The 12243-nt window shown below is 65.7% G+C and carries 10 protein-coding genes; 5 read left to right on the forward strand and 5 right to left on the reverse strand.

Going from position 1 to position 12243, the window contains the following annotated elements; translation table 11 throughout:
* Positions 1-35 precede the first annotated feature (35 nt).
* From ACQP0C_RS28210 to ACQP0C_RS28220, 3 genes are read left to right on the forward strand one after another with little or no spacing between them, the layout of a single operon-like run.
* The gene (locus ACQP0C_RS28210) at positions 36-605 is read left to right on the forward strand and encodes a dihydrofolate reductase family protein (RefSeq protein WP_433724747.1); all 570 of its coding nucleotides are present in this window, start codon (positions 36-38) and stop codon (positions 603-605) included.
* Positions 606-614: 9 nt separating this feature from the next.
* Complete coding sequence (locus ACQP0C_RS28215) at positions 615-956, forward strand: YciI family protein (protein WP_433724749.1); 342 nt, start codon at positions 615-617, stop codon at positions 954-956.
* Between the two features lies 1 nt (position 957).
* Entirely contained in the window at positions 958-2178 is a 1221-nt protein-coding gene (locus ACQP0C_RS28220; protein ID WP_433724751.1) for an RNA polymerase sigma factor, read from the forward strand.
* 36 nt (positions 2179-2214) lie between these two features.
* Here ACQP0C_RS28220 and ACQP0C_RS28225 read toward each other — a convergent pair whose 3' ends face one another.
* A complete protein-coding gene (locus ACQP0C_RS28225) occupies positions 2215-5613 on the reverse strand; it encodes a phosphotransferase family protein (RefSeq protein ID WP_433724753.1) in 3399 nt (1132 codons plus the stop codon).
* 410 nt (positions 5614-6023) lie between these two features.
* Positions 6024-6515 carry a pyridoxamine 5'-phosphate oxidase family protein gene (locus tag ACQP0C_RS28230; protein WP_433724755.1) on the reverse strand — a complete coding sequence of 164 codons (492 nt, stop codon included), beginning with the start codon at positions 6513-6515 and terminating at the stop codon, positions 6024-6026.
* 63 nt (positions 6516-6578) lie between these two features.
* On the opposite strand from ACQP0C_RS28230, the gene ACQP0C_RS28235 reads away from it, so the two are divergent.
* Positions 6579-7562, forward strand: coding sequence for a helix-turn-helix transcriptional regulator (locus ACQP0C_RS28235; RefSeq protein ID WP_433724757.1), 984 nt, complete (start codon positions 6579-6581; stop codon positions 7560-7562).
* A gap of 1 nt (position 7563) precedes the next feature.
* On the opposite strand, the gene ACQP0C_RS28240 is transcribed toward ACQP0C_RS28235, so the two are convergent.
* Positions 7564-8730, reverse strand: a complete 1167-nt coding sequence (locus tag ACQP0C_RS28240) for an epoxide hydrolase family protein (RefSeq protein ID WP_433724759.1) — start codon at positions 8728-8730, stop codon at positions 7564-7566.
* 63 nt (positions 8731-8793) lie between these two features.
* On the opposite strand from ACQP0C_RS28240, the gene ACQP0C_RS28245 reads away from it, so the two are divergent.
* Positions 8794-9756, forward strand: coding sequence for a helix-turn-helix transcriptional regulator (locus ACQP0C_RS28245; RefSeq protein ID WP_433734678.1), 963 nt, complete (start codon positions 8794-8796; stop codon positions 9754-9756).
* Positions 9757-10150: 394 nt separating this feature from the next.
* On the opposite strand, the gene ACQP0C_RS28250 is transcribed toward ACQP0C_RS28245, so the two are convergent.
* On the reverse strand, positions 10151-11602 hold the full coding sequence (locus ACQP0C_RS28250) for a GntP family permease (protein WP_433724761.1): 1452 nt from the start codon (positions 11600-11602) through the stop codon (positions 10151-10153).
* 11 nt (positions 11603-11613) lie between these two features.
* A complete protein-coding gene (locus ACQP0C_RS28255) occupies positions 11614-12222 on the reverse strand; it encodes a bifunctional 4-hydroxy-2-oxoglutarate aldolase/2-dehydro-3-deoxy-phosphogluconate aldolase (RefSeq protein ID WP_433734679.1) in 609 nt (202 codons plus the stop codon).
* Positions 12223-12243 lie beyond the last annotated feature (21 nt).

Genomic DNA, 12243 nt, shown 5'->3' on the forward strand with positions numbered 1-12243 from the left:
AGCCGGTAACGGACCGGCCAGCCGAAAGGACTCCCATGAGCAAGATCACCGCGGTCGAGAACATCACTCTGGACGGTGTCATGCAGGCCCCCGGCGGGGCCGACGAGGACACCCGGGACGGGTTCCGCTACGGCGGCTGGGCGCATCGCTACCACGATTCCGTGCAGGCCAGGGCGATGGCCGAACATATGGCGACCCATCACGGTGCGCTGCTGCTCGGGCGGCGGACCTACGAGGACTTCTACGGCTTCTGGCCGCATCAGACCGACAATCCGTTCACCGAGGTGCTGAACAAGACCGAGAAGTTCGTCGCATCCCGGACGCAGACCGAGCCGCTGCCCTGGCAGAACTCCACCCTGCTCGGCGAGGATGTCGTGGCCGCGGTGTCCGCGGTGGAGCAGGATCTCGTGGTGCTCGGCAGTGGCAATCTGATGCAAACACTGATGCGTCACGATCTGGTCGACGAGTATCTGTTGCTGATCCACCCGATCGTGGTCGGCGGCGGGCGGCGCCTGTTCGACGGGGTCGACCTCGGCGAACTGCGGCTCGTCGACAGCGTCACGACCACCACCGGCGTGGTGATCGCCACCTATCAGCGGGGATGAGGAGGAGCCATGAAGCAGTACCTGCTCACCATCTATCAGCCCGACGAAGGGACGCCGCCGGACAATCTCGACGAGATCATGCGCGATCTACAGGCGCTGAACGACGAGATGCGGGCCGCGGGCGCCTGGGTTTTCGCCGCGGGCCTGCATGCGCCGAGCACCGCCACCGTGCTCCGCGCCGAGGGCGGCGATGTTCTTGTCACCGATGGCCCTTACATCGAAAGTAAGGAGCACATCGGCGGATTCACCGTCATCCAGGCTGGAGATCTGGACGAGGCACTGTACTGGGGTAAGAAGATGGCCGCCGTGCTCACGCTGCCGGTCGAGGTCCGGCCGGTGGCCGATTACTGAGATGGTCACCTCCGCCACGATCGAGGCCGTGTTCACCGAACACTACGGCCGCGCGGTCGCCAGCCTGATCCGCGTCTTCGGCGATATCGCCATCGCCGAAGACGCGGTACAGGACGCGTTCACCGCCGCCGTACAGCGCTGGCCGACCGACGGACTTCCGCCAAGCCCACCCGGTTGGATCATCACCACCGCACGCAACCGAGCCATCGATCGCTTGCGGCGCGAGGCATCTCGCGATGACCGGCACGCCGAGGCCGCACTCCTGCACGCCGATGACGAACCGCCCGATTCCGGTGCGGTGCAGGATGATCGGCTCCGCCTCATCTTCACCTGCTGCCACCCCGCCCTATCGCTCAACGCACAGGTCGCGCTCACGCTGCGACTGCTCGGCGGGCTGACCACCCCCGAAATCGCCCACGCCTTCCTCACTTCCGAGTCGACAATGGCCCAGCGACTCGTCCGAGCCAAGGGCAAGATCCGCGACGCCCGAATTCCCTACCGCGTCCCCCGCGATGCGGACCTGCCCGCCCGGCTGCACGGGGTACTCGCCGTCATCTACCTTATTTTCACCGAGGGCCACACGGCCAGCTCCGGCGATCGGCTCGTGCGCACCGACCTGTGCACCGAGGCAATCCGCCTGGGGCGCTTACTCATCGAGCTCATGCCCGATGAGCCGGAGGCGCGCGGACTGCTCGCACTGATGGTGCTCACCGAATCACGTCGCCCCGCCCGCACCGCACCCGACGGCTCGCTGGTGCCACTGCCGGAACAGGATCGCCACCGCTGGGATCGCGCCCTCATCGCGGAGGGCCACGCACTCGTCCGAGAGTGCCTGCGCCGCAACCAACCCGGCCCCTACCAGATCCAAGCGGCCATCAACGCGGTACACGCGGACGCCCCCGACACGAAATCCACCGACTGGCAACAGATCCTACGCCTCTACGACCAATTGGCCGCCGTAGCGCCGAGCCCGATTGTGGCACTGAACCGAGCGGTAGCCGTCGCCGAGACCGCAGGCCCAGCCACCGCACTCGCCCTACTCGACGAGATCGACCTACCGACCCACCACCTCTACCACGCGATCCGCGCCGACCTCCTCCGCCGCCTCGGCCGCACCCCCGAAGCCATCCACGCCTACGACACCGCCATCACCCACACCACCAACACCACCGAAAAGACCTTCCTCCAACGGCAACGCAACGCCCTCACCTCCGCGAACTAACCTGGCGGACAACGGATTACGATACGAACAAACACCTCATCGCCAAGACGTCAGCGCCATCTCGACCATCCCGGGTTCGACCGCTTCGTCTTGCCTCCAGATCACCCGCGCCGCTTCCAGTTTTCCGACCAGACTGGCAATCAGCGCCTCCGCCGCCGCCACCGTCACCTGTCCTTCGGCCAACACCTTGGCATAGCGAACCGAGTCGACAATGACGGATTTCACCCGCTCGTGATTCAGGTAGGTTTGCAGGTCACGCCGCCACGAACCCTGCGCGGCCACCGGCTCGGCGGCGGCCCATGCACTCAGGAACGCATCGAGTTCGTCCGGCAGGTATGTCATCTTGTGCAGATGGGTGGCCACGTCGTACAACGGGTCACCGAACAGCGCGAGCTCCCAATCGATGAATACGACCGAATGGTCGCGAATGATCATGTTCTTCCGATGCACATCGGCATGCAATAGCCGAAATGTCCTCGGCTCGAGTGTGTTCCACGCATCGACGACATCGTCGAGCGGTCTCGCGGGCACGCCGAGACGGGCATACAGTGCACCGAACGCCGCACTGTTCTCACGGTGCACACGGTCGGTGATATCGGACAGTTGACGCGCGAACACAACCGGATCCTCTACTCGCCCTGTCGAATTCGACGGCAGCAGTTCGGGCGGGATCCGGCGCAGATCCGCGAACAGGGTCGCGACATCGCCGGGCACATGTACGGGAACGGCCGTACCGCGTGGCGCGATCCGGTCCAGCACCTCGCCCTCGACATACTCGTGGATCTGGTACGCGGGTTCCGCGGACTCCCAGCGCAGGCGTGGCGCGGCGGTCACGAACGGCTCGATGGTGCGCAATACCGCCGCCTCGGGCCATACCCGCAGATCCATCATATCGGCCCCATCGACGGGGATCCGGACATTCACCACGCCCATGGCGCCATCGACGCGAACATTGTGGTTGTAGTACCCCGCCGAAGAATCAGTTCGCATTCTCGCTTCGCGGTAGTAGACGTCGGCATCGATGCCCAGTATCCGCGCGATCAACTGCTGTGCACCCAAGTCCAGATTCCGACCCGGTATCGGCGGCCGCGTCCGCAGGCGGGCCTGCGCAGCCGCCAGGGCGACATCGCGCTCGATCCAACCGAACAGGGCGAGCACCGCCCGTGCGACCAGAACCAATCCCGGGTATACATTCGCCGCTTCCAGTTCGGCCACTGCCCATCGGACGCTCTCGACGGCCTCGGCACGCAGACCGCGCCGCGCGAACACACCGGCGCGGAACAGCTCCGCCCGCGCCCGACCGGAGCGGTAACCAGCCCGCTCCAAGATCTCACAGGCATCGGTCAGTGCGCGGTCGGCCGCGTCCGGATCGCCGAGTGAAAGTTCGGCCAAACCGAGTGCGGTGTAAGCCTTTCCGAGTTCGTGCAGCGCGCCGAGCTCGCGCTGCTCGGAAATCGCCGTACCCGCGGCGGCAATGGCCCGCGCAGGATCGGTCAAAGCCAATAGCTCAGCCAGGTTGGTCGCGACATTGGCCTGTCCGACAACGCTCCCGGCCGCTCGATAGTGCGCATCCGCCTCGGCCAAATACCTTGCGGCCGTTTCGGTATCGAATGACAAGCGATAGGTGAGATGCCGCAACCGGGCCACATCTCCCAGAAAGTCGCGATCATCATCGTCGGCCGATGCGACCAGTTCGTCGCACAGTTCCAGCGCTCGAGCAAAACGTCCCTGGCACATATGTAGATCCGCCGCCCACTGCCCGGCATGCAATCGCGTTCGCCCCGAGCCGTGAGCCCACACGGTCGAATAGATCGACAATGCGTCGTCCGTCGCACCGAGTATGCGGCGCGCATTCGCCGCCGCGAGCGCAAGACGTTCCGCGACCGGACCGGTTCGGGCCAGGTCGACGTGGCGCGTCAAGCGGTCGGCCTGCTTCGCATCGCCCAACAGAACCGCTGCCTCGGCCTCGAGGCAGCGGCTGAGTTCGGAAAGCTCCGCCATATCTGCCAGGGTGTCATGCGGCTGCCGTAGGAAGCTGTGCAAATCGCTGAGCACACCCTCGATCCCCTGATTTCCGCCCGCGGCTTCGATCCGGTCGACATACTCCAGCAGAGCGGCGGCATCGAGAATCCCCGCTCGAACACCGTGGTAGCCCGCCTCGCGCAGTGCCGACCCCCGACCACCCGGCCTGTCCGCGCGTGTCCGCCACAGATCGTGCAGCGTCGCGTGCAACACCGACCGCACATCGGCATCCAACCGGTGCCGCAATGCTGTGACCATCAGCTGGTGTAGTTGATACCGCTCGCCGTCACCGCCCTCGTCCGCCGCGTATACAAAGGAGTACGCGATCAACGACTTCCACTCGGTGAGATGGCCAGGAAGCCCGAATCGGCCCGCGATGTCGGTGAATATCTCGAGATCGAATGTGCGCGGCAGGCTCAGCAGTTCCAGCGTCCGAACTTCCTCCGGCCGCACATGCTGCAGAAACCGTTCCAAGATCGCTTCGGGTGAGACCAGTGCGGCTACCGACGCACCCTCGATCCGACTCCGCGCATCGATCGCCAGATGCAGATAGAACGGGACCCCTGCGCTCGACACCGCGATCGCCTCGCGCTCCTCAGCGTCATCGACACCGGAGGAGTCCAACAGTTCGTATCGGGCAACCATCGGGAGGTCGTCGACCCGTACCGAATGCACTCGTGTGGCCCATTCGGGATCGTATCGCTCCCACCCGAGCGGCTCCCGACTCGCGATGACGACGAGCCCGGTGTCCAACTGTGCCACGACATCTCGCAGCCAGGCATCCGAGGCCGCCACCCGGCCCTCGCGATCGACACCGCCCATCAGCGCTTCATACGCGTCGAGGAAGACGACATACGGTTTCTTACCCGCCGTTGCGGCCTTCAGATCCTCCGCGAAGAGATACGACACCGCGGCTTCCAGATTGCCGAGGCTCAGTTGATCGAGCTCCCGCAGGATCGGGTCGTGGCGGATTCGATGGGTGCGAACCGCGCGCCGAGCACCCAATTCCAATAGCCGAGACGCCGTGCCGAAAACCGGAATTCCGGTGGCGTCGTTGAGGATTTCGGTCAGAACCTCACTGTGTTCGGCCAGTGCCAGCTCCGACGTCAGCCGCAGATGGGGATGTAGGCGCTGCCACAGCACCGCGCAGGCGATATCGAACCGATGGAACTTGACCTTCTGGGCGCCGAACTGCGTCCGCAGCACCGCCAATCCATCTGCCGCCTGGCGCTGACTCGGCACCTGCAGATCCAGTACCGCCGCCGGATACTGCTTTGCGACCCGCGAACGCAGCTCCGCGACCAGCCGCGATTTGCCGATGCCTCCGACGCCGCTGAGCAGCAGGACCCGGGGCTGATCCGCGGATCCGACGAGCAATTCGTCGAAAGTCGTTAGAACAGTTTCCCGATCCACGAACGGACGCCGAGTGGCCCCCGGCTGAAATCGCGCGGCCAACACCATGTTTGCGTTCCCCCTCGCATTGAGCACTGCCTCGATTCTGTCAGACCGTGGCAGGGCTCGTGGCGTGACCGGTAGGCGCGTCACCACGTGCCGCGTTATGCGGTCGCAGGCCGCTGAGACGAGAGGGGCGATGGCGAGTGTCGCGCCGCTCGGCAACGAAATGCCAATGGATCGAAAGGGATCGGCGCCTTGACTCAGGTGATGCGGCCTCCGCAACCCCAACGACATCGTCGCGGCAGCCGCCATCGAGTCCGGAAACCAACTTGGCACAGACAGATTCGCACAGGACCTCGCCGACATCACCACAGCGCTCGCGATCGGCTGCGGCGCGCAGTGCGGCGACGGCTGGCGCCGCCGACCGCTCAGTGCTTGCGCACCACTCGCTCGCCCTGCCCCGGCTTCCAAATGGTGATGTCCAAATGAGCGTCGATGATCTCGACGGTGGCGGCGCTGGTCAGATCCGCGATATAGAAGTGGTCGAACTCCTGGTCGCGAATATCGAACCCGGTCTCATCGAACAGTTGCTGTGCGAACCGCGCGTGCACCTGCTTGTCCGGAAGGTCCACGACGGTGCCGAACAACTTCGCATCACCGTCGCTGACCTGGGTGTCCACCGTGGCGGTGTGCAGGCAGAACCGTGGGTCGCGGGCGAGGTCGTTGAACTTGGTCGTATTCGGCATGCCCGCGATCACCAGCATCCCCTCGAAGATCCGCGGTTCGACCGGGCTGATGCGGGGGAAGCCGTCCGAGCGCAGGGTCCCGAGCATGCAGAGATTGCCGGTGGCCTTGTGCCGACGGGTGAACACGGTCGCGATGCGTGGGGCTTCTTCGGTGAACTGGCTCCATGTGGTCATGCGACAAGACAGTACGACCCAAACCTGACATCTTCTGTCAGGTTTTACGGCTAATCTCGAGTCATGCGAGCGAGTCGACTGGTGCAGCTATTGCTGCTGCTACAGACCCGCGGCCGGACCACAGGGCCGGAGCTGGCGCGCGAACTCGAGGTATCGGTGCGCACGGTCTATCGCGATATCGAAGCGCTCTCGGCCGCCGGCGTGCCGATCTACAGCGAACCGGGACGCGCGGGCGGCGTGCAGCTGGTCGACGGCTACCGGACCCGGTTGACCGGTCTGACCACCGAGGAGGCCGATGCGGTATTGCTGGCGGGACAGCCCGCCGCCGCGGCCGATCTCGGACTCGGCACGGTGCTGGCCACCGCACAGCTCAAGGTGCTCGCCGCCCTGCCACCCGAATTGCGAGGCCGGGCAACGCGAATCGCGGAGCGCGTCCATGTGGACGCGGCAGGCTGGTTCCATCGCCCCGACGAAACACCAACGCTGGCAAAGGTTGCCGATGCGCTGTGGCACGACCGGCGGCTGGACATCCGCTACCAGCGCAAGGACCGCGCCGTCGAACGCCGCCTGGATCCGCTGGGCCTGGTCTTGAAGGCCGGGACCTGGTATCTCATCGCCCGCGACCGGTCGGCAGTGCGTTCCTATCGCGTCGGCCGGATCACCTGCGCCGAGCAGACCGGCGAATCATTCACGCGCCCGGAAGGTTTCGACCTCGCCGCGCATTGGTCGGCGTCGGCCGACGATTTCGCCCGATCCATGCTGCGGGTGCGGGCGCGCTGCCGGATCGCGCCATCGCATGTGCGGCTACTGCGATCGACGAACGAGCCCGCCGCGGTCGCCGAGGCAATGGCCTCCGCGACCGCGCCCGATGCCGAGGGGTGGATCGAAGTGACGATCCCATCGGAGTCCTACGAGGTCCTGGCGGGCGCCCTGCTCCCGCTCGGCGAATTCTGCGAGGTCCTCGACCCGCCCGAACTGCGCAACCGGCTCGCCGCAACGGCTTTCGCCATGGCCGAGCGCTACCGGCGCACGACCGCCGCCGAATGAGTCAGTGCAGCGAGCGGAAGAACGCGCGCATATCGTCGATCAGTAGATCCGGCGCTTCCATTGCCGCGAAGTGACCGCCCCGATCGAATTCGGTCCAGCGCACGATATTGTGCTGCTGCTCGGCGATCACGCGAATGGAGTTGTCCCCGGCGAATACCGCCGCCGCGGTCGGTACACCGGAATTGCGCAAGGCCATCCCCCACGAGTCCCCCTCCCCGTAGAGCCTGATCGAGGAGACGAAGGTCCGGGTGAACCAATACAGGCTGACATTGGTCAGCAGCGCATCGCGATCCACCGCCGCATCGGGCAGTTCGAGCGAGGGATCGGTCCAGCGCTGGAAGATATCGACGATCCAGGACAGCAGCCCTGCGGGCGAATCGTGCATGCCGATCGCCAAAGTTTGCGGGCGTCCGGCCTGCACCATCGCATAGCCGTAGCGGGTGTGGCTCGCGCTGCCGGTGAGTGTGTCCAGCTTGGCCTGATCCTGCGGGCTGTACTCCCGAACCTGTTCACCGGCATTACCGTCGTCCCAGGACGGCAGCGTGATCGGGCCGTTCACATGGATGCCGAGTACCTGGTCGGCGGCGATCCGTCCCAGCTCGGTCGAGACGAAAAACCCCGCGTCGCCGCCCTGCGCGCCATACCGGTCGTAGCCGAGCCGCGCCATCAGCTTCGCGACCACCTGCGCGAACCGCTCGGTCGAGCCGTCCCCGACCTTCGACCCGGCCGCCGAGAATGCGAATCCGGGCAGCGACGGAATGACCAGATGGAACGCATCGGCCGGATCACCACCGTGCGCTCGCGGATCGCTCAAAGGTCCGATCACATCGAGGAATTCGATGAACGAGCCGGGCCAGCCGTGGCTCAATACCAGCGGCATGGCGTCAGGTTCGGGCGAGCGGATATGCAGGAAATGCACCTGCTGCCCGTCGATATCGGTGACGAACTGCGGCAACTCGTTCAACCGCGCTTCGACTGCCCGCCAGTCGTATTCACCGCGCCAGTACTCGGCGAGCTCGCGCATATACGAAATCGACGCGCCCCGATCCCAACCGGCGCCGGGAATTTCGTCCGGCCACAGGGTATTCGCCAACCGGGCGTGCAGATCATCGATCTGTGCCTGCGGGATATCGATGCGGAATGGGCGGATGTCGTGTTCGGTAGTCATGAAAACGACGGTATGACCCGCTTAGGACAGGATCGTTCCTAAGCTTCCGGCATGCTGGATTCCGTGTTGGAGACCTCGGCGCGCCTGCTCAAACTGCTCGCCCTGCTGCAGACCCGCCGCGACTGGACCGGCACCGAACTCGCCGAACGGCTCGGCGTCACCGGCCGCACGGTCCGCCGCGATGTGGATCGCTTGCGTGAACTCGGCTATCCCGTGCACGCCACCCAGGGCAGCGCGGGCTATCGGCTCGGCGCCGGGGCCGCGCTGCCGCCGCTACTGCTCGATGACGAGGAGGCCGTCGCGGTGGCGGTCGGCTTGCGCAGCGCGTCCGACGGCACCGTCGCGGGCATCGAGGAGGCGTCACTGCGCGCGCTGACCAAACTGGAGCAGGTACTGCCGCCGCGCCTGCGCCATCGGGTCCGTACCCTGCGTGGCGCGACGGTCCGGGTCGGGGCAGCGGATGCAACGGTCGAACCGGATACCTTGATGGCCATTGCCGAGGCCTGTCAACGGCACGAACGGCTGCGCTTCGACTATCGCGCGCACGGCGGCGCCACCACCCACCGCTCGGTGGAGCCGCACAGTCTGGTGCACTTCAGCAGGCGCTGGTACCTCGTGGCCTGGGATGTCGACCGCGGCGATTGGCGCACCTTCCGGGCGGATCGCATTACGCCGCGCACCCCGACCGGCCCGCGTTTCACCCCGCGTGAACTTCCGGAAGGCGATGTCGCGGCGCACCTTTCACTGCGACTGTCCTCCCGCGCCTGGCCGTATCAAGCAATCGCCATGCTGCACAAGTCCGCCGAAGATGCCGCGTCGAATGTCTGGCCCGGTATGGGTGTCATCCAGGCCGTGGACGACCACAGCTGCCAACTCCACGTCGGTGCCGATACGCCCGAGGCACTGGTCTGGATGATCACCTCGACCGATATCGACTTCACATTGCTCAGCGGTCCACCCGAACTCGTCGCCGCGATCCGCGCCCAAGCCGACCGCTGCACAACCTCGCTGCGCGACTTCGAATGATCCGCACTCGGCAACTCCAGCCGAGCACCGACGCGAGCGCCTTGATCTGCGCCGATCTCGGCACGAGTCGCATGACCGCGTTGCGCACCGCGACCACCGAAACCCGTCCTGTGACAGCACCGACCGCCGCGATCTCGAGGCGGCAAGGCTACTCGCCGACTATGGATACGGCGTCATGTTGCACGAATCGACCAGCCCGGCAACGGGATTCGATCCACGCGCCGGGCTGCCGCACTCCAGGATTCGCTCGATCAGGCGGCCTTCGAGCAGTTCTTCGTCGCCGCGGTACAGAAGGCCGCCAACGCCACCTGGCCTATCTGCGGACGATCAGGTCAAGCGCGAAATTGTCCGGGTCGCGGAACTCGAGGATAGGCGCCAGTTGTCCGAGCGTTGCTCAACCGACGATCGCGAACAGCACTGCCGCGACCGCGAAACTGACTACGGAAAGTACGGTTTCGAGCACGGTCCAGGTCTGCAGGGTTTGCTTCACTGTCAGGTTGAAATACTTCGAGATGATCCAGAAGCCACCGTCGTTCACGTGGCTGAGAATGATCGAGCCCGCCGCGATGGCCATGGCGATCAGCGCGATCGCCATCTGCGAGTACCCGTGCCCAGCGACCAGCGGAGCGACGATGCCGCCGGTGGTCACGATGGCCACGGTCGCCGAGCCCTGCGCGATGCGCAGACCACAGCTGATGATGTAGGCGAGCACGATTACCGGCAATCCGGCGGCCGACATGGTATCCGCGAGCGCGGTCCCGATTCCGGTGGCGGAAATGACCTTTCCGAAGAAGGCGCCCGCGCCCACCACCAGCAGCAACATGCCGACCGGCTTGAGCGATTCCGCGGTGAGCGTGCTGAGTTCCTGCACGCTCGAGCCACGCCGCACACCGAGGAGATAGAAGGCGACCAGTACCGCGATCAGCAGCGCGACGGCGGGCGTGCCGAGGAAGGTGAGCACCTGCAGCAGTTGCGAATCCTTGGCCAGCCATTGGGTGCCGAAGGTGGCGCCGAGGATGAGCACCAGCGGAATCGCGATAATTCCACCGATGAGCACGACCGACGGCGCACGGGTCTCGGTCCGCGTCGAACCGGGATCCGTTGCGGTGCCGGGGCCTTCGCGCTTGGCCCCGACCGGTTGATCGGGTCGGATCAGGAATTCGGCGGGCACCTCGACCTGCACCCGCTTGCCGATATAGGTGCCCCACACCAGGCCAGCCGCGATGAAACCCGGTATGCCGCAGACGAATCCCATAATGATCAGCCACCCCAGACTCACCCCGAGCAGGCCACCGAGTGCGACCGGTCCGGGATGCGGCGGGAGGAAGGCGTGGGTCATCGACAGACCGGCCAGCATCGGCATCGTGTACAGCACCAGCGACCGCCCACCGCGCTTGGCGGCCACATAGATCAGCGGCGCGAGCACAAAGATGCCGATATCGAAGAAGACCGGGATACCGAAGATGAGACCGAGCAGACCCATCGCCACCGGCGCGCCCTTGACGCCGAAGATGCCCAACAGCTTGCCGGTCAATACATCCGCGCCACCGGAGCGTTCGAGGATCGCACCGAGCACCGTGCCGAGGCCGATAATGACCGCGATATGCCCGAGGATGCCGCCGAACCCGGTCTCCAAGAGCGAATCACCGGGCTTGATCGCGGTACCCACGATCTTCGATACCGGTAGTCCGGCGGCCAGTGCCAGACCGAGTCCGGTGAGCAGCAGCGCGATGAACGGCTCCAGCTTGACCTTGATAATGGCGAACAGCAGTACGGCAATCGCGAGACCGCACAGTACCAGCAACCCCGGGGTGGTGGTGCGCAGCCAGTCGACAGTGGCGCCCATATGGGTACCTCTCAATTCATGGATCGAACGAATGACGACGCGCGCGAAGCGATTTCGGACCATCGGCCCGCGGCGACGTCGGATGGGGCCACGACATCGGTACCCGCGGTCACGGCCACGGCTCCGTTGGCGAGGAATTCGGCGGCATTGCCCGCATTGACGCCCCCGGAGGGAATGAGCGCCACATCGGGGAAGGGGCCGCGCAGGTCTTTCAAGTAGCCGGGGCCCAGAGCCCTGGCCGGGAATATCTTCACCGCGGCTGCGCCGAGGTCGAGTGCGGCGAGCACCTCGGTGGGCGTGAAAGCACCCATGACTACCGGGATGTCGCGCTCGGCCGCGACGGTCGCGACCTCGGCACGCACGCCCGGGGTGACGAGGAACCGCGCCCCGTTGTCGATCGCGGCCTTGGCCTGCTCGGCGTGCAGCACGGTCCCGACACCGACGACCGCGCCGTCGACGGCCGCGGCCACCCTCAGGTAGTCGAGCACATCTGGGGTGGTGAAGGTGAGCTCCACTGTCCGAATCCCGGAGCGCGCCAGGGCATCTGCCAGCGCCGCCGGATCCGGAATCGTCGGCGCGCGAACCACACTCAGCACCCGGTCGGCACGGATGACCTCCATGGCGCCGAGACCGCCATCGGC

Origin of the sequence: Nocardia sp. CA-129566, assembly GCF_050956075.1 — a bacterium.
GTDB lineage: Bacteria > Actinomycetota > Actinomycetes > Mycobacteriales > Mycobacteriaceae > Nocardia.

Bases quoted from the DNA above. Each gene is read 5' to 3' on its own strand.
- ACQP0C_RS28210 (WP_433724747.1), top strand. From the start codon at position 36: ATGAGCAAGATCACCGCGGTCGAGAACATCACTCTGGACGGTGTCATG.
- ACQP0C_RS28215 (WP_433724749.1), top strand. From the start codon at position 615: ATGAAGCAGTACCTGCTCACCATCTATCAGCCCGACGAAGGGACGCCG.
- ACQP0C_RS28220 (WP_433724751.1), top strand. From the start codon at position 958: ATGGTCACCTCCGCCACGATCGAGGCCGTGTTCACCGAACACTACGGC.
- ACQP0C_RS28230 (WP_433724755.1), bottom strand. From the start codon at position 6,515: ATGACCACATGGAGCCAGTTCACCGAAGAAGCCCCACGCATCGCGACC.
- ACQP0C_RS28235 (WP_433724757.1), top strand. From the start codon at position 6,579: ATGCGAGCGAGTCGACTGGTGCAGCTATTGCTGCTGCTACAGACCCGC.
- ACQP0C_RS28240 (WP_433724759.1), bottom strand. From the start codon at position 8,730: ATGACTACCGAACACGACATCCGCCCATTCCGCATCGATATCCCGCAG.
- ACQP0C_RS28250 (WP_433724761.1), bottom strand. From the start codon at position 11,602: ATGGGCGCCACTGTCGACTGGCTGCGCACCACCACCCCGGGGTTGCTG.
- ACQP0C_RS28255 (WP_433734679.1), bottom strand. From the start codon at position 12,222: ATGGAGGTCATCCGTGCCGACCGGGTGCTGAGTGTGGTTCGCGCGCCG.